Source organism: Flavihumibacter fluminis (assembly GCF_021491375.1).
In the GTDB taxonomy this organism is placed as follows: domain Bacteria; phylum Bacteroidota; class Bacteroidia; order Chitinophagales; family Chitinophagaceae; genus Flavihumibacter; species Flavihumibacter fluminis.
On sequence record NZ_JAKEVY010000001.1, the window covers coordinates 1161019 to 1182500 of the forward strand.

17 protein-coding genes and 2 rRNA genes (1 of these 19 running past the window's edge) are annotated in these 21482 nt (G+C 44.1%); 9 read left to right on the top strand and 10 right to left on the bottom strand.

The window, feature by feature from the left end; genetic code table 11:
• Positions 1-14 precede the first annotated feature (14 nt).
• From L0U88_RS05195 to L0U88_RS05220, 6 genes are all read right to left on the bottom strand, one after another.
• Positions 15-422, bottom strand: a complete 408-nt coding sequence (locus tag L0U88_RS05195; protein ID WP_234864553.1) for a DUF4296 domain-containing protein — start codon at positions 420-422, stop codon at positions 15-17.
• Positions 422-1342, bottom strand: coding sequence for a type IX secretion system protein PorD (porD, locus tag L0U88_RS05200; RefSeq protein ID WP_234864554.1), 921 nt, complete (start codon positions 1340-1342; stop codon positions 422-424). The genes L0U88_RS05195 and porD overlap by 1 nt, the downstream gene beginning before the upstream one ends.
• On the bottom strand, positions 1335-2531 hold the full coding sequence (coaBC, locus tag L0U88_RS05205; protein ID WP_234864555.1) for a bifunctional phosphopantothenoylcysteine decarboxylase/phosphopantothenate--cysteine ligase CoaBC: 1197 nt from the start codon (positions 2529-2531) through the stop codon (positions 1335-1337). Before coaBC ends, porD begins: the two co-directional genes overlap by 8 nt.
• Before the next feature lie 62 nt (positions 2532-2593).
• Complete coding sequence (locus tag L0U88_RS05210; protein ID WP_234864556.1) at positions 2594-2935, bottom strand: DNA-directed RNA polymerase subunit omega; 342 nt, start codon at positions 2933-2935, stop codon at positions 2594-2596.
• A complete protein-coding gene (locus L0U88_RS05215; protein ID WP_234864557.1) occupies positions 2910-3725 on the bottom strand; it encodes an outer membrane protein assembly factor BamD in 816 nt (271 codons plus the stop codon). The genes L0U88_RS05210 and L0U88_RS05215 overlap by 26 nt, the downstream gene beginning before the upstream one ends.
• 84 nt (positions 3726-3809) lie before the next feature.
• Positions 3810-5471 (bottom strand): OmpA family protein, encoded by a 1662-nt coding sequence (locus L0U88_RS05220; RefSeq protein ID WP_234864558.1) that lies wholly within the window; start codon positions 5469-5471, stop codon positions 3810-3812.
• A gap of 211 nt (positions 5472-5682) precedes the next feature.
• On the opposite strand from L0U88_RS05220, the gene L0U88_RS05225 reads away from it, so the two are divergent.
• Positions 5683-6645, top strand: a complete 963-nt coding sequence (locus tag L0U88_RS05225; protein ID WP_234864559.1) for a polyprenyl synthetase family protein — start codon at positions 5683-5685, stop codon at positions 6643-6645.
• 5 nt (positions 6646-6650) lie between these two features.
• Positions 6651-8363: a single-stranded-DNA-specific exonuclease RecJ gene (gene recJ, locus L0U88_RS05230; protein ID WP_234864560.1), complete on the top strand. Its 1713-nt coding sequence runs from the start codon at positions 6651-6653 to the stop codon at positions 8361-8363.
• Between the two features lie 4 nt (positions 8364-8367).
• Here the strand turns inward: recJ and htpG are convergent, their stop codons facing one another.
• On the bottom strand, positions 8368-10185 hold the full coding sequence (htpG, locus tag L0U88_RS05235) for a molecular chaperone HtpG (protein WP_234864561.1): 1818 nt from the start codon (positions 10183-10185) through the stop codon (positions 8368-8370).
• 175 nt (positions 10186-10360) lie between these two features.
• Here htpG and L0U88_RS21035 point away from each other — a divergent pair, with 175 nt between their 5' ends.
• From L0U88_RS21035 to rbp, 6 genes are all read left to right on the top strand, one after another.
• Positions 10361-15367, top strand: coding sequence for a translocation/assembly module TamB domain-containing protein (locus L0U88_RS21035; protein ID WP_234864562.1), 5007 nt, complete (start codon positions 10361-10363; stop codon positions 15365-15367).
• Positions 15348-17633 carry a translocation and assembly module lipoprotein TamL gene (gene tamL, locus L0U88_RS05245; protein WP_234864563.1) on the top strand — a complete coding sequence of 762 codons (2286 nt, stop codon included), beginning with the start codon at positions 15348-15350 and terminating at the stop codon, positions 17631-17633. The genes L0U88_RS21035 and tamL overlap by 20 nt, the downstream gene beginning before the upstream one ends.
• 88 nt (positions 17634-17721) lie before the next feature.
• Positions 17722-18075 carry a 30S ribosomal protein S6 gene (gene rpsF / locus L0U88_RS05250; protein WP_234864564.1) on the top strand — a complete coding sequence of 118 codons (354 nt, stop codon included), beginning with the start codon at positions 17722-17724 and terminating at the stop codon, positions 18073-18075.
• Positions 18076-18077: 2 nt separating this feature from the next.
• Positions 18078-18341 carry a 30S ribosomal protein S18 gene (gene rpsR / locus L0U88_RS05255; RefSeq protein WP_234864565.1) on the top strand — a complete coding sequence of 88 codons (264 nt, stop codon included), beginning with the start codon at positions 18078-18080 and terminating at the stop codon, positions 18339-18341.
• Between the two features lie 119 nt (positions 18342-18460).
• Positions 18461-18907: a 50S ribosomal protein L9 gene (gene rplI, locus L0U88_RS05260; protein ID WP_234864566.1), complete on the top strand. Its 447-nt coding sequence runs from the start codon at positions 18461-18463 to the stop codon at positions 18905-18907.
• 235 nt (positions 18908-19142) lie between these two features.
• Positions 19143-19571: an RNA-binding regulator gene (rbp, locus tag L0U88_RS05265; protein WP_234864567.1), complete on the top strand. Its 429-nt coding sequence runs from the start codon at positions 19143-19145 to the stop codon at positions 19569-19571.
• A gap of 80 nt (positions 19572-19651) precedes the next feature.
• Here the strand turns inward: rbp and L0U88_RS05270 are convergent, their stop codons facing one another.
• A complete protein-coding gene (locus tag L0U88_RS05270; RefSeq protein ID WP_234864568.1) occupies positions 19652-20059 on the bottom strand; it encodes a hypothetical protein in 408 nt (135 codons plus the stop codon).
• A 39-nt stretch (positions 20060-20098) separates the two neighbouring features.
• On the opposite strand from L0U88_RS05270, the gene L0U88_RS05275 reads away from it, so the two are divergent.
• The gene (locus L0U88_RS05275) at positions 20099-20272 is read left to right on the top strand and encodes a hypothetical protein (RefSeq protein WP_234864569.1); all 174 of its coding nucleotides are present in this window, start codon (positions 20099-20101) and stop codon (positions 20270-20272) included.
• 121 nt (positions 20273-20393) lie between these two features.
• Here L0U88_RS05275 and rrf read toward each other — a convergent pair.
• Both rrf and L0U88_RS05285 read right to left on the bottom strand, forming a co-directional pair.
• A 5S ribosomal RNA gene (rrf, locus tag L0U88_RS05280) occupies positions 20394-20505 on the bottom strand.
• Between the two features lie 81 nt (positions 20506-20586).
• Positions 20587-21482 (bottom strand): 23S ribosomal RNA (locus L0U88_RS05285) (it continues 1983 nt past the right edge of the window).

Genomic DNA, 21482 nt, shown 5'->3' on the forward strand with positions numbered 1-21482 from the left:
GTTTTATTCCGGTTTTACTCCGGTTTCTTATCCCGGTTCAATAGTTTCGGTTTGGTAACAGGTTGAGAGGCCGAAGGAACCATCCTTGCCAAACGATCCCGGTTACCATAAGCTTCTACCGAATCAAAAATCACTTTTAACTGATCCGGGCGGGCAAGATAGTAATCATAACTTTCTTTAAAAGTTTTATAGTCGACTTTGTTGAGATCAAATACCTGGTCGTATTTTCTTGACCGGATTGAATCCATACGACGGGTAGAATCCCGGTTCTGATAATCCAGACTGATTTCATCCACCAACATCAATTGATAAACCAGGGGCACCATATCCATTTGGCTTAGCGCGGGTTTTTCATCCTTATCTTCAGAACAGGAAAGAAACCCAAGCAGGGCCAGCATCAGGAAGAATGAAAAAAATCTCATTATCGGAGTTCCTGTTTATAGGTATTTGCATTTGTGATATCCAGCCGGCTTAACAGATCCAGCGCAGCAGCTTTTTCATCAGGTGGCGACTTTTTAAACATCTTGCTTAGTTCCCCGGTTCTGCCCTGGAAAAAAAAGGGCAGCACCATAGAATTCGGAATTTCGCTATTGACAGTATTAAATTGTTGCAAGGCATTTAAAACGGCTTTACGGGCCTCTGCTTCCTTGTCATAGAATTGATCCAGTCCCAGTCTGAAATAACCGTAAATGGCGTCATGAATGAGATTATAACGTGCACTGGTCAGGTTCTCCATTAACCAGTACCGGTTTCGTTGTCCATCAAATGCTTTCCAGCCCAGAATATCCCGGCTATCTGGAGAGTTATTTACAATATTCTGGGCTTTTATGAAGTACGGTTCGCCTCCTTTTAATGAAAAGGAATCACCATCCATGCCCAGGATAATATTCACATAAAATGCCAGGACCGCAGTCAGATTAGATACCAGTGGGTCATTTCCGCTAACCCTGTTTTCATTGAATTCAAGTTGCTGAAACTCGACATAACGGAATAAGAGATTCTCATCCATGAAATTGATCAGCGGAGTTTCATAAGCGGAATTGTAAACCGGTCGGGCAGCCTGTACAGTAAGCGTCGCCTGGTAGATATTACCATCCAGGGCGGTCTTAACCGTAATTAAAAAATTGCATTTGATTTTTTCATTCGTCTGGTAGGTATCCTTTGTCCATTTCCGGTTGTTCAGAAAATTAGTGAGCGCATTCTGCAGTGTATTGAAAATTTTTCTGTCTACTCTTGAACCCACTTCATTGGACAACACCACAACTTTGGCCTGCAATTCCTGTGCCTGGCTGTAAAAAGACAGGAAGAACATACAAACAGCTATTAGCAATCTTCTACACATAAAACTTTTTCTGAATCAGGTCTACAATATCTGCAGCCACTTCCGATTTGGACTTTACCGGGTAACTGATTTCTTCTCCAGCTTTATCAAAAACGGTGATTTTGTTCGTGTCATATCCAAATCCAGCACCAGCATCCTGCAGAGAATTCAGTACGATGAGGTCGGCATTCTTGGAATGCAGTTTCTGAAGTGCATTGGCTTTCTCATTATTGGTTTCGAGCGCAAATCCCACCAGCACCTGGTGTTGTTTTTTCAGGAGCCCCAGTTCCTTTAAAATATCCTTTGTCTTGGTTAACCTCAGTTCCATCCCGCCATCCGTTTTTTTGATTTTTTCGGAGGCTACAGTTTCAGGCGTATAATCAGCCACTGCGGCAGACATAATAGCTAAATCCATGGCAGGATAGTGCTCGATACAAACAGTATACATTTCCTGAGCTGTAGTAACGCGGTGCAGTTGGATGCCTTTATTGGCAGGATCCTGCACACCCGGACCCGCAACCAGTTCAACCTGGGCTCCTCTTGCCGCCAGTTCATTTGCCAAAGCAACACCCATCTTACCAGAGGAATGATTTCCAATAAAGCGGACCGGATCAATTGGCTCATAGGTTGGTCCTGCAGTTACCAGGACTTTCTTACCTGCCAAACTTTGTTTCGTATTGAAATGATGGGTGATCATCTCAAGAATTTCCTCGGGTTCTGCCATTCGTCCTTCTCCAGTTAAACCACTGGCCAATTCACCAGCACGAACCGGGATTACATGGTTGCCAAAAGAAGTAAGTATATCAAGATTTTTCTTTGTAGAGGGATGGTGCCACATGTCTTCATCCATGGCAGGAGCCACCCAAACCGGACAGGTAGCAGAAAGATAGGTGGCCAGCAACATGTTATCGCAATGACCATGTGCCATCTTCGCCAGCGTATTACACGATAAAGGAGCAATTACAAACAGATCTGCCCACCGGCCAAGCATTACATGATTTGCCCAGGTTGCTTCATCAAAAAGATCACTAAGGACTTCCTGTTTAGAAAGCGTGGAAAGAGTAAGTACCGGAACAAAATCCCGGGCAGCGGGAGTAATTACCACTTTTACGGTTGCGCCCTGTTTTATCAACAAACGCACCAGGGATATGGATTTATAAGCAGCAATGCTGCCGGTAATACCAAGCAGGATTTTTTTTCCTTGCAACATGTGATAAAATTAAAAAAAAAGCGACAGCCCTGCCGTCGCTTTAACAAATATATGGATAAGAATCAACTGAACAGTTTATCCTCATTTTTGCGGTAATACACTTTTTCCTCCATAAACTCCTGGGTTGCCAGCAAAGCAGGATTCGGCATTCTTTCATAAGCCCTGGATATTTCAATCTGCTCCTTGTTTTCATGGATTTCTTCCAGGCTGTCTGTATGCGTAGCAAACTCTTCAAGTTTATTATGCAGTTCTTCTTTCAGGGCAATATTAATCTGATTGGCCCTTTTGGCAATAACGGCAATTGACTCATAGAGATTACCAGTTCTACCTTTGATTTCCAGCAGATTTTTAGCTTCCGCCACATTACTGGTATTGGAACTAAGCTGACGTCTTAACTTGCTCATTTTTTATTGCTTTAATATTATTTTGCGATATACTCAGGAAGTTACTAACCTCCGCTTTTAATGCACTTTCCGGAAACCGGTCTGCGAATTCGTTACACTGCTCAATCACTTTATTGAATCGTTCTTCTTTCTTCTCATCTATACTCAGAACAGCATATTCAAAATAAGAACGGATCACTTCCAGTTTATAGGTATCACTTTTGTCCGAATCCGGGTAATTCTCCATCAGATTTGTAAAAGCAATAGCCGCCGCTTTATACTGACGAAGATTAAAATACAGTTCAGCTGATTTAAATTCCTTTAGTTCCAGTTTTGCCCTGCCTTCATCAATAATAGCAGCAGCTTCTTTATTCTTTTCTGATCCAGGATGCGTATTGATAAAAGCCTGCATCAATCCAATTGCCTTTATGGTATTGGTCTGGTCCAGTTCTACCTTCGGAGATTGTTTATAATAGGTATACGCCCTCATATATTCCATCTCCTCTGCCCGTTTACTGGTTGGGAAAACCTCTACGAAGCCTTTAAAGAGATTCTCCGCATTCATATAATCCCGCATATAGTATGCACAGTACGCGAAATTATAGTAGACCGCCTCAAACTTATCTCCACCTTTCAACAATGGGAATAGTTCTTCATACAACTGCTGGGCATACATGTATTTCTTTTTTGCGAAATACTGATCAGCCATACGCAGCTTATAATCATAGTCGGTACTTTTCTGCACTTTAGCAAACTTGGAGCAGCCGGTGCTCAATAGGGCTATCATGCAAACAAAAAGGATTGATCTCATAAAGGCTGGCAAAGTTAACACATTTGCTCAAATATAAAAAAACCCCGCATTAGCGGGGTTCTTTTATAGTATTCTTAACCATTATTAGTTTCTTCTACGCAGGTTCGGGTGTGGTGCAGGTACTGCATTTGGACCCTCTTCAGCGGTGCCATCACGCAGGTCAACCGTATTCGGGTCACCACCGCCTTCACCGTACTTGAAGATAAAGCGGTCTGCGCTAATTCCCTCCTGTTCAACCAGGTAGTTGATTACAGCGTTTACGCGATCCCAACTTAACTGCTGTGCAGATTTGCTGGATTCACCATAACCGATAACTGCGATACGACAGTTCGGGTTGGTACGGATTTTCTCAGCAACGCTTGCCAATACAGCTTTTGAGTCATTGTTCAGAGAAACTGTACGTCCGGTGAAGGAGATGCTCGGCAGGTCACCAATATTACACTGGCTCGCTGAACCACCAATAAATCCACCCTCTCTAAGTTCTTTACAACATGCAGGCTCCGGACACTTACCAATACCATCTGCATCAACAGGCTGACACTGGGTTGGAGTGATGAGTTCTTTGTCCTTGAAATCAGGTACACCGTCGCCGTCTGTATCCTTGCTCACCCCATGGCTGTCAACCGGAGCGTTAGCAGGAGTATTGGGCTCCAGGTCAAACTGATCAGTTACACCGTCACCATCAGCATCGTCCAGGATCGGCTTGGGAAGCTTCATGTGCTTGGGCGCATTCAGCTCGTTGTAAGCATAATCCAGGGGGTTCATCCAGTACAGGGGTTCTGTGGATTTTCCACCCAGGTTAAAGTTGGCACCTACGGTGAAATAATTGTAGGTATCGTAGTCTGGAGTCAGAATTGAACCAAACGGCCTCTCTGGATTTCCTGTTCTGGCCGCCTGCCAACGTTGACCATCCAGCAGGTCATTTTTGGTAACAGTAAAGCGATTTTCAACTGCAAGATTAACTCTCGGACTAACACGGAAAGCCATACCAGCACCGAAGTGAAAATTACCCAATAAGGTATTGCCTCCCAGTTTTGCACGGGCATCACCATCAGTTTCTGCAGGTGTTTCATAACTGTCATCCAGCAGATCTTTCAGCTGATTCTTTGTTTCTTTTCTTTCTTTATAGATATTGGCTACTGTAATTGAACTGAAGTTGTAAGGGTTACCGCCGTCATTTAAAGCATTTATATTTGTTTTATACCAGCTGGCTCCCAAACCAACGATACCATACGCATTCCAATTGGATTTTGCCTGGTGGAATCGAATGTTATTGAATGATATAATCGCTTGTAGATTTAAATCTTTCATTACAGTGCGATAGTTATCAAAAACAATTCCGAATGGGGCAACACCATATCCTTCTGCTTCCCATGCTTTGTTAATACCTGAACCACGCCCCTTCCAACTCAAACCTTTTCCAACACCGTACATGAATTCACCCCTAAGTGAAAACATGTAACCTAATGCTTTACGAACGTGGATACCTCCTCCAAAAGTTGGAAAAACTGTTGGAACGTCTCCGAAAATATTAAACAACCCACCTTTGATACCAACTTCCCACTGGTTGCGGGGCTTGGCAGGGAATGGATAGGCATTGTTCATGAACTCATTGTGCTGCGGCAGTCTTTTTCTGGTTATCAGCGAGGAGTCTTGTACATCATAACTCGTACCAATCTGCGCATACGAGCCAGATGCCAATAAACACAGTAACCCTATGAGTGCTGTGTATTTTTTGATTGCCATAATAGAATTTTATAAATAATGGTTAATGAATTGACAGGATACAGTATTCCAAACTAAGCACAAAAATATCAATTGAACGCAAAATACCAAATAAAATACTCATATAAACCTGCTTTAATATCCACAGAATCAATTGAAAGACATATTACAAAAGAACTGTTTTGCTCGAATTTGGACAGCATTACCGTAATTTGCCGCGGTATTTAAATTCATGAAACTAGCACAGACTATCATAGCCGGAGAGCTGAAGATCTTTGAAAAAAGGTTTCAGGAAGCTGTCAAAAGCCAGGTTCCCATGCTCGACCGGATTACCAGTTTTATTGTAAAAAGGAAGGGTAAGCAGCTCAGGCCTATGTTTGTTCTGTTATCTGCCAGGTTATGCGGCAATATCACGGATTCAACCTACCGGGCAGCTTCCCTTGTGGAATTGCTTCACACTGCCACGCTTGTTCATGATGATGTAGTAGATGAATCCATGGAAAGAAGAGGTTTTTTCTCCACCTATGCACTCTGGAAAGCCAAGGTTTCGGTCCTGATCGGTGATTATCTCCTTGCAAAAGGACTTCTTTTATCATTGGATAACAACGACTTCCGCATTCTTCAGCTGCTTTCAGACGCTGTCCGGAGAATGAGTGAGGGAGAACTCCTCCAAATCGAGAAAAGTCGGAGTCTCAACCTGGATGAAGGCATCTATTTTGACATTATCAGCAATAAAACAGCCTCCCTGCTGGCATCATCCTGTGCAGCCGGCGCTTTTTCTGCACAAAATGATGAAAAACAGGCTTCTATGCTGAAAGACTTCGGTGAAAAGGTAGGCATCGCATTCCAAATCAAAGACGACCTTTTTGATTACGGCTCCGAAGACATCGGTAAACCCACCGGAAACGATATCAAGGAAAAAAAACTTACCTTACCCCTTATATATTCTCTTAACCAGGCGGATAAAGCAACCCGGCGCCGTTTGGTCAATATCATTAAAAATGACCACAAAACCCCTGAACAGGTTAGGCAGGTTATCGATTTTGTGGTTCAGACAGGAGGCATCCGCTATGCCACCGACAAAATGATACAATATAGAGATGAGGCTTTATCCATCTTACATGAATTCCCTGAAACGGATTCCAGATTGGCCCTAGAGGAACTGGTTAGGTTTACCACCGACCGAAAATATTGAGTTGAATGGAAAAAAGATGGAAACTACTGGAAGCTCCCAACAGGGAGGTGAAATCTTTGCAGGAAAAACTGGGCATTCATCCCGCCCTGTGCAAAATCCTGGTGCAAAGAGGTATCCGGACTTTCCAGGATGCCAAATCTTTTTTCCGGCCAGAACTCTCCTCGCTCCATGATCCCTTCCTGATGAAGGATATGCAAAAAGCGGTAGATAGGATCGTTACAGCCTTACAGGCACGGGAAAAAATCATGGTGTTTGGAGATTATGATGTTGATGGAACAACCGCAGTTGCCTGTCTTTACCAGTTTCTCCTCGATAACTATGAAACTGATAAAGTTGATTATTATATCCCCCACCGGTATAAAGAAGGTTATGGTGTGTCAAAGAAAGGGATTGATGTCGCTTTTGAAAAGGACGTTACGCTTATCATCTCCCTGGATTGCGGTATTAAATCAGTGGAGCTGATCCGGTATGCGAAAGAAAAAGGAATTGATTTCATTGTTTGCGATCACCATATGCCGGATGCCGAACTGCCGCCGGCAGTAGCCATCCTGAATCCCAAACAAAGTGATTGCCCTTATCCCTATAAAGAATTGTGTGGTTGCGGGGTTGGCTTCAAACTTATCACAGCCCTCTGCAAACACATGCAGATGCCGGATGAATATTACCTGAGATACCTGGACCTGGTAGTTACCGCCATCGCTGCAGATATTGTTCCCATAACTGGCGAGAACAGAGTGCTTGCCTACTACGGATTAAAGCGTGTCAACGAACACCCCTCCCCTGGCATCAAAGCCCTTATTCAGTTATCTAAACTGGAACACCAACAACTGACTATCAACAACCTCATCTTTGTGATTGCTCCCCGCGTAAATGCAGCGGGAAGAATGGATGATGCCAGCATCGCGGTTCAGCTCTTTATTGAAAAAGACCCGGTTAAATCAGCCACCCTCGCCGAACTCCTGCATTCGCATAATGATGATCGTAAGGAAGCAGATCTATCCATAACCGTTGAGGCGCTTGAAATGATTGAAAAAGACCTTGAACAGGCTTCCAGAAAATCCACTGTGGTTTATCAACCGCACTGGCATAAGGGCGTAGTTGGCATTGTAGCGTCGAGATTGATCGACCGGTATTACCGACCTACTATTGTTCTTACTCAAAGTGGAGATATAGTAGCCGGCAGTGCCCGATCTGTTGCAGGTTTCAATCTATATGAAGCCATTCATGCCTGCAGAGAACACCTGATTGGATATGGCGGTCATTTTGCTGCTGCGGGCATGACCTTGCTGCCAGAACAGGTGCCGGCTTTCCGGGAAAAATTTGAGGCCATCGTTTCAGCCACCATCCTGGAGGAACAATTGGTTCCGGAAATTGTGATCGATGCAGAAGTTCGACTCGCTGATCTAAAACCCGCTTTCTATAATATTCTCAGGCAGATGGAGCCCTTCGGCCCGGATAACAGCCGCCCCATTTTTATTGCCAGGGATGTAAAAGATAATGGCTGGTCCAAAATTGTTAAGGACCAGCACATTAAATTCTGTGTTGTTCAGGATAATATTCTCTTTAATGGAATCGGCTTCGGGATGGCTGAAAAATTTTCTTTGTTACAGCATGATCAGCCAGTCGATATCGTATTCACTCTGGATGAAAATGAATGGAACGGATCCAAACACCTGCAGCTCCGGATTATGGATCTCCGGGCTGCAGCGAATGATTAAAATTTTATTGCTTCATCAAATCCACACTCCGCTCAATAAAGGATGTCAGATTGCTACCTTTCAACAAGCCCTGTGAAAGAAGCGCCAGGTCTGCCAGATTCCTTGTTAGCTTTTCCTGTTTCTGTTCATCTCCTACCGAAAGAATTTGCTGGTATATCGGGTGGTTACCATTTACAGTAAGTGTTACTTCATCCGGCATATTGGCATAGAAGCTTCCCATCGGTCCGCTGATCGCAGACATATCCTTCATCCTGCGCATGAACTCAGGTCGGGTTGCCAGAACCGGTGCAGTTTCCGGACTCAGTCCTTTTACCTCTACTGTCAGATGTAAACCCGACGGCTGCTGCTCAAATAATTTCTTTAACCGTTCTTCCTGCTCTTTGCTTAATACAGTGGAACTGTCTTCCTGCTTGTCAATCAAGTTGTCTGTAATGTCAGCATCTACCCGGGTAAACTGAACATCACTCCATTTCATTTCCATCTGATTGATAAAGGCAGCATCCACAATTGTTTCCAGTTTCACAACAAGATAACCCTTATCTGTAGCCGCTTTTATATAAGCATCCTGCTGCACGGGATCGGTTGCATACAATATAACCAGTTTCCCATCTTTGTTTTTCTGCAATGTTGCAGCCGCTGTTTTATATTCCTCAAGCGTGTAAAATTTAGATTCACGGGCATCCTGCATGATATGAAACTTCTCCGCTTTTTCCAGGAACTTATCATCAGTCATCATACCATACTTCACAAACAATCCAAGGCTTTCCCATTTGGATTCAAATTCCGCCCGATCTGTCTTGAAAATTTCTTCAAGCTTGTCAGCTACTTTCTTTGTAATATGGTTATTGATCTTCTTTACATTGGGATCACCCTGCAAATAACTCCGGCTAACGTTTAACGGGATATCCGGACTGTCAATCACTCCCTGCAACAGCATCAGAAACTCCGGAACAATATCTTTTACTTCATCTGTAACGAATACCTGGTTGCTGTAGAGCTGAATTTTATCTTTCTGAATCTCATAGCTCTGTTTGATTTTCGGGAAATATAAAATCCCAGTGAGGTTAAACGGATAGTCCACATTCAGATGAATCCAGAATAAGGGAGGCTCATTAAAGGGATACAACTCCTTGTAAAAGGACTGATAATCCTCCGTAGTCAATTCAGATGGCTTCCTGGTCCAGGCCGGAACCGGATTATTAATCTGCTCCCCTTCAAAGAAAATCGGAACAGGCAGGAAACGACAGAATCTTTTCAAAACAGTTTTGATCCTGTCCGCTTCCAGAAATTCCTGGCTTTCTTCGTTGATGTGTAAAATGATGTCTGTTCCCCTTCCCTCTTTTGCAGCTTCTTCCAACTGATACTCCGGACTTCCATCACAATCCCATCTAACCGCCGGAGCTTCTTTAAAACTTTTCGTCAGGATTTCCACTTTGTCACTTACCATGAAGGAGGAGTAAAAGCCAAGCCCGAAATGCCCGATGATATTGTTTTCATTCTGGCCTTTGTATTTATTCAAGAACTCTTCAGCACCTGAAAAAGCCACCTGGTTGATGTATTTATCCACCTCCTCGGCAGTCATACCTACCCCCTTATCGGAGATCGTCAGAGTTTTGGCATCCTTATCAATTGCCACCGTAACCGACAGGTCGCCCAATTCCCCCTTGGCTTCACCAATAGACGAAAGTGTCTTTAATTTCTGGGTGGCATCCACCGCGTTACTGATCAATTCCCGCAAAAAAATATCATGTTCACTGTATAGAAACTTCTTGATAATGGGGAAAATATTCTCCGTTTGTACCCTGATATTACCTTTTTGCATACTGATTATTTAAGTTGGTTTCAGGAAGCCCCTGCTCAAATCGGGTGCCATGGCGTTATTTAGCGCCAGAATCAGCAAATTTGGCAGAATTGCTGCACTACCTGTCAGCCTGAAGGCCTTTTCTAAGTAGCTTCGGTATGGTTTTTTAAGTACAACCAGGCAGAACCCATTGAAAGTGATTCGACTTTATCCCAAACGCAGCCCACGCTGGCTTCGCATTCTTATGCGGATCCTTTTGGCGTTGCTTTTATTGGTTTTATCACTTCTGCTTTTTATTCAGTCAGATTGGGGCCAGCAATTGCTGACCCGTAAAGCCAAATCGATCCTGGAAGACCAATTTCAGACCCGGGTTGAGCTTCAGCGCATCCGGCTGGACGGATTTAACCGGGTGTCTGTTGAAGGCCTGACCGTCTTTGATCAACAAAACAAGGTGCTTTTACACAGCGGCGACCTCTCCGTCCATTTTGCACTCCTTCCGCTTTTTTCAAATACCGTAGTAGTTCATGCACTGGAATGGAAAGAGCTTACTGCCAGGGTTTATACACTCAGCAATGATCAACTCAATTACCAATTTCTGCTGGACGGATTTCAGCCTTCCGGCAAGGATACCACCCAGGCAGAACTACCGGCTGGCAAGGCCTGGAAAATTTCCCTGGGAAGGATAGAGTTCAACAACATCAGGCTCCAGTATGATGATCAAACTTCCGGAATGCATGCAGCCCTTGTACTGAAAAACCTGAGCTGGCGGTTTAAAGAAACAGATATTTCAGGCGGGACATATGATTTCAATGATTTACGCATAACCGGGTTGAATGGATTTTATACTCAAGAATACCGGAGAAAAAATCCAGTTGAAAAACCTATTGATTCAATTGCAAACAATCCCCTTTCATTATTGATAAAGGGGAAACTTATTCAACTGGATGACATCTGTTTTGCCTACCGGGATGAAGGCAGTGGCATCCATACAGGCTGGCAACTGGAGCAGGGCCGGATCGAATTGTTGAATGCAAATGTGGGGGCTAACAAGTACTTGTCTGGAAATATTAAACTGCAATCCCCCAAAGGATATCTCATCTGGCACGAAGGACTTGAGACACTGGACGGAATGGCTGAAGCATCCCAGCCCCTGGTAGTAAACCTGCAATCAATTGATCTGAAAGGTGGTGCATTTGGCATGCAAAATCTGGAAGAGAAAAGAAGCCCCTACTCCAGTTCCATCGATTTCAATTATCTCGGACTATCTGCCATACAAACCAATATAACCCGTATCAACTGGAAAGAAAATAAATTAACGGCTGTACTTGATCATTTGTCAGCAAAAGAAAGATCTGGTTTCAGACTGGAGCAGGCTGGCGGAAAACTTGCCTATGAAAACCAACGGTTATCCTTAACCGATTATGCAATCAAAACGGGCTCGAGCCAGTTATCCAATTCCCTTCTACTCTATTTACCTTCCAACCAACAAGGAGAAATTATAACAGATCAGATTGGTATACAGGCGCAACTCACTGCATCCAGGCTTGCGCTCAGCGAAGTATTGTTCTTTGTGCCAGAACTGAAACAGGATACCAATTTTAGAAAGTGGTGGAATAAGGAAATCCGGCTCAACGGTAAGGTATCCGGCAATTTATCAGCACTCCAACTTCAGACTTTTCATATTCAGGATAATGCAGGCAACGATGTTCATCTTACAGGGGTAGTTCGATCGCTTACTGTTCCGGATAAATTTGGTGCAGAGCTTTCCAGTCTATCGATTGAAACCGGAAAATCAGCTATCACTTCCTGGATAGCTGCAAGCCAGCTTCCTGCTAACCTTGAATTACCGGAACGAATTGATTTGCGCGGAAGGCTTTCAGGAAACATGAATAATGCGAATGCTGCGCTTACACTGAATTCAAGTTATGGGTTGATTCGATTTCAGGGTCGGATTAACGGGATCAAACAAACATCTACTGCCCGCTATGAACTGGATCTTCAGGAACTTAATATGAATGTTGGGCAATGGATTCGGGATACATCCCTTGGATTGATTGTAGCATCCGGAAACGTTAAGGGCCGGGGATTGGATCCGGAAACCATGAACGGTGAAGCTGCTATCCGGATTCAGGAAGCAAGTATCAATGGGTACAACTATCAACAGATTGATATAACCGGGACTTTGAATCACCAACAGTATACCGCTTACATAAATAGCCTGGATACCAATCTTCAAACCCAGGTGGAACTGACCGGTGTGCTCACCGATGGATATCCTTCCCTGAATGGCAAACTAACTATAAATCGTGCCGATTTGCAGGCTGTTGGATTAAGTACCAGTCCATTTATTGTAAAGGGTGAAATCGACCTGGATCTGAAAGATACAAGACCTCGCAAGCTGGAAGGAACTGTATTTATTCATCATGTTCAATATGCGAATGATCAGGATCTGATACAGCTTGACAGCCTTGCTATACTGGCCCTAGCAGATTTGGACAGTCAGCATATAAAATTGGAAGGCCCAATTGGCTTCATAACCCTGGATGGGAACTATGATTATACTCAACTTGCAACTGCTGTCAGCAATATCATCGAAAGACAGTTAAATCCTGCTGACAGTTTAGCTATAGCAAAATCCGATTCCATGGCATCTCAATCAGCCCGGCTTACTGCATCGCTGTTGCTGCCCCGCTCCATGGAAAAGCTCCTGCCTGATCTGCAAATCAGGCAACCATTAACACTGGAAGGCAGCATGAACACAGATAGCAGCATGCTTTACCTGGAAGCTGCCCATCCGCAATTCAGGTATACCACAGCGATCGTTGACAGCTTCAGACTTAAATTACTTTTTGATGAGGATACAATTAATACTACCATTCAGGTTGCACAGATAGAACATCCTGCTTTTCCTGTCTATAATATGGCCGTAACAGCAAAAGGAAAACCCGGAAATATCAACTGGTTATTGGCAGTAGATGATGCCGAAAAAAAACCATCCTATCGGGTTGGCGGCAACTGGCAGGGGACTTCGACGAGTGACTGGAGTTTTGGTTTGGATCCGGAAATTGTATTAAACAAAGAGCGTTTTACAACAGTTGCAGACTCAGCCATCGTTTTCAGGAAAGGGCAACTATGGGACGCCGCTTTTGAAATTCAGTCCGACAGTCAATCGGTTAAGCTGGAGCATATCCGGCTGGATAGTTTTAAAAACATAGCTTATCAGTTATTGATCAAGGATTTTGAAGCACGAACGATCAGTTCTTTTATTTCCAAAGACACAACGCTGGCTGAGGGAACGATAAATGCCAGGTTGCGATTAAATCAAACTGTAACAGACTCCTCCATTACCGGAACAGTATCTGTGGATAGTCTTCGGCTGTTCGGAAAACCCATTGGCAACGTAAACACTGAGTTGACAAAAGAAGGCGCCAGCATAGGCGTACTTGCTACCTTGGAAGGATATGGAAACAATGTAAAAATGGAAGGCAGTTATGCTGATCGTATAAATGCAACCATTCGATTTGACAGTTTGCAATTGGCAAGTGCGGAACCATTCACAGCTGGGGCAACCACCAATATGAGTGGTGCCATTACAGGCAATCTGGATATTACTGGTGAAATTACCAATCCGGATATCAATGGATCACTGGTGTTTCACAAAGGAAAATTACGCGTTTCATACCTCAATAATCCATTAGAGATTGATCAGCAGGAGCTGAGATTTACCAACCGGAACCTGTTATTAAGCCAATTCACACTTACCGATACAACAGGAGGGAAAGCGATCATGGATGGTTCCGTCAGGTTGGAAAACCTGCTCAATCCAGGCTTTGACCTGGGAGTAGATGCGCGTAATTTTTTGGTATTGGGACCCAAAAGTTCAGAAGAGCAAATGATATGGGGACCTGCCAGAATCAACAGTACCATTGCTATCAAAGGTGATCTCTCGCTGCCCAAAGTTGACATGCAACTGAAACTGGTAGACAAATCAGCAATCGGATTTGTTGTGCCGGATGAGGAACCTGGCATTGCCAACCGGGAAGGTGTTATTGAATTTGTAAACCGGCAAAATCCGCCTGATTCGACATTGATTATCCAAACCATTAAGAAAAAAAGCCCGGCCACGCAATTTAGCGGGATTGAGTTTTCAGGAGATATTGAATTAACACCAGCATCCACATTAACTATTGTAATAGATCCTTACAATGGAGATTTTCTCGAGGTAAAAGGCAGTACCAGTTTGAATGTAAAGGTTGAACAGGGAAATCGAATAGGCATTACCGGTGTATATGAAATTGAGGGAGGCAAATATGAAATGTCGCTCAACCAGTTAATCAAACGGAGTTTTGGTATTGAAAAAGGAAGCACTATAACCTGGAATGGCGATCCGCTTGAAGCTGCTATCAATATTCGCGCAAAATACCAGGTTGATGCGCCCGCAATAGATCTGATCCGGGACCAGAGCAGTGGGTCCAGGGCAGAACTGACAAGACTCAGACAAAAAGTGCCGATAGATGTTTACATGAATATTCGTGATGAGCTGATGCAGCCGGATATCAGTTTCGAACTCGACATGCCGGAAAAAGACCGGAACTTCTTTAACGGTGCCGTATATACGCGACTTAAACAGATTAACAACAACGAATCAGAGCTTACCAAGCAGGTGATGGCATTGCTGGTATTACAAACTTTCCTGTCGGAAAATCCGCTTGCAAGTTTGGAGAACAGAAGTGGCGGAGGCATCGGGCTGGCAGCAAAACAGAGTGTAAGCAAGATTCTATCCCAGCAACTGAATACATTGGCCGGCACCCTGATTAGTGGAATCGATCTGAACTTCGACCTGGAAACCAGGGAGGATTATATGAGTGGAAGTCGGCAGGAATCAACTGTCCTGAGTGTAGGAGCCAGCAAATCGCTGTTCAATAATCGGTTAACCGTATCCGTTGGTTCAAATATTGGATTATTGGGAAATGCACCCACGAATGGCGCACAACTAATTGGGGATGTACTGATCGAATACAAATTGAGCAGAGATGGCCGGTATCGGATCAGAGCCTACCAGCAAAATCAGACGGATGCCATTCTACTGGGACAGATCATTGAAACAGGGGTGTCTTTTATACTGGTAATGGACTTCGATCAATTCAGACAGATATTTGAAAAAGCAAAAAAGCAGCAGGAGAATGCACGCAATTCAGAATAATAGATGGATCATCTGGCTGCTCCTGAGCTTTTGGTTGTCAACAGGATGCAGTACAACCCGCACCGTGCCGGAAGGAGACCGACTCTACCTTGGTGCGGAGGTTAAATGGGAGGGGAAAAAACCTGATCGGCATAAAGAGTTGGGAGAGGCATTGGTTTCCTTAAGCAGGCCGAGTCCAAATCGCAAATTTTTGGGAATGCCGGTTCGGTTATGGTTGTATAATCTTGGAAATAAGCCGACCGGAAAAGGGCTCAATCACTTATTAAGAAATAAATGGGGGGAACCTCCGGTATTGTTAAGTAAAGCGAAGCCCTCCTATTCTGCTGATGTATTGACAAGTCATATTGAAGACCTAGGCTTTTTGCAGGCTTCCACCGGTTATGAAACCAAACCAATCGGTAAAAAGAAAGCAAAAATCGAGTATGCCGTTACTGCCGGCACCAGGTACAGAATAAGGGAAGTAAAAATGGAACTGGATAGTTCAAGACTCGGAAAACAGATACAAAGAAGCACTGATAACAGCAGGTTAATACCAGGGCGGTTTTACAATTTGGAGCAAATCAAGAATGAAAGGGAACGAATCAGCAATTATGTTCGCCAGCGGGGCTTTTATTATTTCAATCCGGATCATCTTCTGGTAGAGGTCGACAGCAATTACAATGGCGAGGTGGTATTATATGTCCGATTGAAGGATTCTATTCCTGCAAATGTAAAATTTGCCTACCGGATGGGAAGCATCACCCTCTTTCCAACTTATAATCTTTCGGAAGACAGCCTGGTTCGAAACAAAGAAGCAGAAGATCTTGGTCCCTACCGGGTTAAGGATATTCACGATCTTTTTCTCCCTAAAATATTCAGCCGATACGTGTTACTGAAAGAAGATAGTCTATACCGGTTTCGGGCACATGAACGAACGCTCGAGCGTTTGATGAGCCTGGGCACTTATAAGTTTGTAAAAACGGAAATGGAGGCGGCAGACAGCAACCGGCTGAATGCCCGCTTTTTCATGACACCTATTCCAAGAAGAAGTTTGCAGGTTGAATTAAACGGCAATAGTAAGTCGAACAATTTCGTAGGCTCACAGATCACAATTACATCCCTGAACAGAAACTGGCTGAAAAGAGCCAACCGGCTGGAAGTAAAACTCGCAGGAGGATTTGAATGGCAGGTTGGAGGTAACCGGGTGAACCAGGCAAATACCAGGGGATATAGCTTAACAGGAGAAGTCGCTTTTAATCTTCCCGGAATAATCGTTCCCTTTTGGAAGATCCGAACCAGTAATGCTTTTATTCCACGAACCAGGTTAAGTGCCGGCTATGAATTGTTGAGCAGGCCTGGTTTATACAACCTGAACTCCTTCACGATTCAACAGGCTTATCAATGGAAAACAGGGCAATTGACGGATCATTTGCTGGTACCGGTGTCAATCTCCTATGTATTGCCTTCCAGGATATCGCCGGAGTTTCAGGAAATCCTGGACAGAGATCCTGCATTGAGGCAGTCAATAGATAAGCAGTTTATAATCGGAAGCAATTATACCATTACCTATAATAACGTCAACAAAAAAAGGATTCATAGTCTGTTTTTGCAGGGTAACCTGGATGCAGCCGGGAATTTATTGGGATTGATCATTCCGGCAAATAGCCAGGGGCAAAAAAACATCGGCTATCAGCCATTTGCACAATATGTGCGTCTAACCGGAGAGATCCGGCATTACTGGAAACTGGGAAAAGAGAGTCAATGGGTAAACCGATTGCTGGCTGGTACTGGTTTCTCGTATGGAAACAACAGTACGCTACCTTTTGTGAAACAATATATGACCGGGGGCAGTAACAGTTTAAGGGCTTTTCGGGCAAGGACCCTGGGTCCGGGCTCCTATCGTTCAGAGACAAGTACCTTTGCAGCCAGTGAGGCAGGTGACATCAAGCTGGAATTCAATACAGAGTGGCGTTTTAAAATATTCAGTGTACTGAAAGGAGCGATCTTTGCGGATGCGGGCAATATCTGGCTACAGCGGGAGAATCCTGAAAAGCCAGGAGCAGCCTGGCCAGGAAGCCGGTTTATGAATGATATGGCGGTAGGTGCCGGACTTGGCCTCCGGATAGACGCTTCCATCCTGGTTATCAGGGCAGACCTTGCGATTCCTCTCCGGAAACCCTGGCTACCGGATGGGGAAAAATGGGTGCTAAATCAATTGGAATGGGGTCAACCTGCCTGGAGGCGGGAAAATCTGATCCTTAATATTGCGATAGGTTACCCCTTCTAGTAAAAAGACCGGGCTATTTATGGTCATATGACAGAAAGCTCTTACCTTTGCAGCCCAATTAATTTTTTTATTTAACAAATCAGGGATCATGAACAATTACGAATTGATGGTGATTTTTACCCCTGTTCTGAGTGAAGAAGATTACAAAGCTGCTCAGAAGAAATTTATCGACCTGGTTACCGCAAACGGTGGCGAGTTGGTAAATTCCAATCCCTGGGGATTAAAATCACTGGCGTATCCTATCCAGAAAAAAACCACTGGTTTATACTGGGTAATGGAGTACAAGGCGCCATCCGACTTCAATGAGAAGCTGAAGATTCAGCTGTTGCGTGACGACAACGTTCTTCGTCACATGTTTACTGTACTCGACAAATACGCCGTTGAGTATAATAATAAAAAGAGAAGTGGCGTACCAACCGGAACTGAAAAAGTGGAGGCTTAATCATGGCAAAGAATGAAATCAAATACCTTACCGCGATTAAGACCGAGAAGCGTGCGAAGAAATTCTGTCGTTTCAAGAAGTACGGTATTAAATACGTGGATTACAAGGATGCTGAATTCCTGAAAAAGTTCCTGAATGAGCAGGGTAAAATGTTACCACGCCGTATTACCGGGAACAGTCTGAAATTCCAGCGGAAAGTATCTGAGGCTGTTAAAAAAGCGCGTCAGATGGCAATTCTGCCCTATGTAACAGATTTGCTGAAATAAGCAACTCAATATCTAGTAACCAATCCCTAATCCGTTTTGGCGTAAGCGAAACCGGAGACAGTCTGAATCAGATTTAAACAGATTTGATTGGGCTCTTTGGGGTACTAAAAAAGAACAAAATGCAAGTAATTTTAATTCAGGATGTAGATAATCTGGGTGGTGCGAACGAACTGGTAACAGTGAAGAACGGATATGCCCGGAATTACCTGATTCCCCAGAAATTCGCGGTTGAGGCTTCCCCTTCTAACCTGAAGCAGCTGAATGAAAAGCTGAAAGTAAAGAAGAAGAAGGAAGATAAAATGCTGGCTGAAATCAACCAGGTAATTGCCAAATTGCAGGAAGGAGCCATTAAACTGGGCGCCAAGACTGGTACAAGTGGCAAGATCTTCGGTAGCATTACAGCGTTGCAGATTTCCCGTGCTATTCGCGAGCAGAAAGGATACGAAATTGACCGTCGGAAAATTTCCATTCCGGATGATGTGAAGGAACTGGGTCAATACAAAGCCAGTGTAGATTTCGGTAACGGAATTACAACTGAGCTTGATTTTGAGGTAGTTGCAGAATAACACATCCCTAAAAAGCTGAAAAAGGCGATTCGACGGGTCAAACCGGAGAAATCGCCTTTTTTTATATTTAGATATTTTGTATGTTTTTCCACAATTTTATTACCTTCGTTTTGGTTCCTTAATGATCTTTACAGTTTCAGACTTCCCAGAGCGTTTCCAAGTAAATGATTTTCTGGCTTTTTTGCAACACTGTGCTTCATTATGGTTTTATTCACTCGTTCAAAAAATTTAGAAAATGAACATTTACGTTGGCAACCTCAGTTGGGATTTAACTGAGCAGGATCTTTTAGAAATGTTTGCTCCTTACGGAGAAGTTGTTTCTGCCAAAATCGTTACAGACAAATTCAACAACAACCGTTCAAAAGGATTTGGATTTGTTGAAATGAGCGATGCAGAAGCTGGAAACGCTGCTATCACTGCTTTACACGGTACAGAAGTTATGGGCCGTAGTATTGTAGTTAATGAGTCACAACCCCGTGAAGGCGGATCTGGCGGTGGCGGCGGATTCAAGAAGAAAAGCTTCGGTGGCGGTGGCGGCCGTGGTGGTTACGGCGGCGGTGGTAACCGTGGCGGTGGCGGCTATGGCGGTGGCGGTAACCGTGGTGGCGGTGGCTACGGCGGTGGAAGCCGTGGTGGCTATGGCGGTGGTGGTCGTGATTATTAATCAAGGCAAACAAGTCAATAAAGCTAATGGCCTGGCAGTAGCCAGGCCATTTTTTTGTCTATTCATAGAAGAATAATCGCCTAATTTTCTATTGCCAGTTTATATACATCTACTGCTCCGTTGCCATAACTTTTGGTAAAGACGAGGCTGTCGTTGTTTTTGTGAAGTATAAATTTTCCGTCAAGAATATAAGTCCAGTCGAAATCTGCTGTCCATCCTGCCTTGTTTTTGAAATTGATGGTTTCATTGTTATTCTCTAAGGTAAAAGTTCCCGTATTTAAAGCCGGATAGGTAGGGAATTCACTGGAGCCGTTCCAATTGTTCTTATTAAAATCGATGGAAACCTGGGCAGTTTTATCGACGCTGGTGTTATAGCGTTTGAACGTGCCAGTATACCTGCCAGAAATAGTTTTAGAAGGGTCGTCGTTGTTTTTGGAGCAGGCTATTAAAATGAGCATTACACTAGCATAAAAGGTCAGAAGCTTCATAGAAGGTTTTTCAATCTGACCATTAAACCTGTATAAACGTTGTCTAGGGGAGCAGGGAAGAAAGGATACAAGGGATACAAGGGAGACAAAGGAGGCAGGGAAGAGGAAGCATGGAAGACGGAACAAGGGGGCAAGGAAAAATGGAAGATGGAAGATGGAGGATGGCAGATTGGAAGATGGAGGATTGGAAGCAAGCGGTTAAGCGCAAGATAGAAACAGTTGTCGTAGTTCTTCTCACGTTTCACGTCTCACGTCTCACATTTCACGTCTCACGTTTCGGTTGCACAAAAAAAAGAGCCTTGCAACAATAACGTTACAAGGCTCTATGTAATAAATATGGCACCTACCTACTCTCCCGCCTGGTATAGCAGTACCATCGGCCATGAGGGGCTTAACTTCTCTGTTCGGTATGGGAAGAGGTGAACACCCTCGGCATAAGCACCATAAGATCTTCAATAAGATAACATATTGGGAAGTTGCAATCAATCGTCAAGTAATCAACATTTCTTATCTCCGAAGAGAATAAAAAATTAAAGCTTACGGGCAATTAGTACTACTCGGCTTTGATGTTACCACCTTTACACCTGTAGCCTATCAACGTCATAGTCTCTGACGACCCTTAAAAGAAAACTCATCTTAAGGAAGGTTTCACGCTTAGATGCTTTCAGCGTTTATCCTGTCCGTACATAGCTACTCGGCATTGCACCTGGCGGCACAACCGATACACCAGCGGTACGTACGACCCGGTCCTCTCGTACTAAGGTCATGTCCTCTCAATTTTCTAACGCCCATCACAGATAGGGACCGAACTGTCTTGCGACGTTCTGAACCCAGTTCACGTGCCACTTTAATCGGCGAACAGCCGAACCCTTGGGACCTTCTCCAGCCCCAGGATGTGACGAACCGACATCGAGGTGCCAAACCTCACCGTCGATATGAGCTCTTGGGTGAGATCAGCCTGTTATCCCCAGAGTACCTTTTATCCTTTGAGCGATGGCCCTTCCATACAGAACCACCGGATCACTTTAGCCTGCTTTCGCACCTGATCGACTTGTCTGTCTCACAGTCAAGCACCCTTATACTAATGCGCTCTGCGTACGATTACCAACCGTACTGAGGGTACCTTTGCGAGCCTCCGTTACTTTTTAGGAGGCGACCACCCCAGTCAAACTACCCACCATGCAATGTCCCCCGTAAGGGGTTAGGTTCTAAGCAACAAGAGGTTGGTATTTCAACGATGACTCCACAATGCCTGGCGACACTGCTTCATAGTCTCCCAACTATCCTACACACTTGGTGCTCAAAATCAATGCAAAGTTGTAGTGAAGGTTCATGGGGTCTTTCCGTCCCGTGACGGGTAACCGGCATCTTCACCGATACTACAATTTCACCGGGCTCGTGGAGGAGACAGTGTTCAACTCAT

Excerpts from the sequence above, each read along its gene's own strand:
- L0U88_RS05215 (WP_234864557.1), bottom strand. The coding sequence starts at position 3,725 with ATGAGATCAATCCTTTTTGTTTGCATGATAGCCCTATTGAGCACCGGC.
- htpG (WP_234864561.1), bottom strand. The coding sequence starts at position 10,185 with ATGCAAAAAGGTAATATCAGGGTACAAACGGAGAATATTTTCCCCATT.
- tamL (WP_234864563.1), top strand. The coding sequence starts at position 15,348 with ATGCACGCAATTCAGAATAATAGATGGATCATCTGGCTGCTCCTGAGC.
- L0U88_RS05195 (WP_234864553.1), bottom strand. The coding sequence starts at position 422 with ATGAGATTTTTTTCATTCTTCCTGATGCTGGCCCTGCTTGGGTTTCTT.
- rplI (WP_234864566.1), top strand. The coding sequence starts at position 18,461 with ATGCAAGTAATTTTAATTCAGGATGTAGATAATCTGGGTGGTGCGAAC.
- L0U88_RS05270 (WP_234864568.1), bottom strand. The coding sequence starts at position 20,059 with ATGAAGCTTCTGACCTTTTATGCTAGTGTAATGCTCATTTTAATAGCC.
- L0U88_RS05210 (WP_234864556.1), bottom strand. The coding sequence starts at position 2,935 with ATGAGCAAGTTAAGACGTCAGCTTAGTTCCAATACCAGTAATGTGGCG.
- coaBC (WP_234864555.1), bottom strand. The coding sequence starts at position 2,531 with ATGTTGCAAGGAAAAAAAATCCTGCTTGGTATTACCGGCAGCATTGCT.
- recJ (WP_234864560.1), top strand. The coding sequence starts at position 6,651 with ATGGAAAAAAGATGGAAACTACTGGAAGCTCCCAACAGGGAGGTGAAA.
- rbp (WP_234864567.1), top strand. The coding sequence starts at position 19,143 with ATGAACATTTACGTTGGCAACCTCAGTTGGGATTTAACTGAGCAGGAT.
- L0U88_RS05220 (WP_234864558.1), bottom strand. The coding sequence starts at position 5,471 with ATGGCAATCAAAAAATACACAGCACTCATAGGGTTACTGTGTTTATTG.
- L0U88_RS05225 (WP_234864559.1), top strand. The coding sequence starts at position 5,683 with ATGAAACTAGCACAGACTATCATAGCCGGAGAGCTGAAGATCTTTGAA.
- porD (WP_234864554.1), bottom strand. The coding sequence starts at position 1,342 with ATGTGTAGAAGATTGCTAATAGCTGTTTGTATGTTCTTCCTGTCTTTT.
- rpsF (WP_234864564.1), top strand. The coding sequence starts at position 17,722 with ATGAACAATTACGAATTGATGGTGATTTTTACCCCTGTTCTGAGTGAA.
- rpsR (WP_234864565.1), top strand. The coding sequence starts at position 18,078 with ATGGCAAAGAATGAAATCAAATACCTTACCGCGATTAAGACCGAGAAG.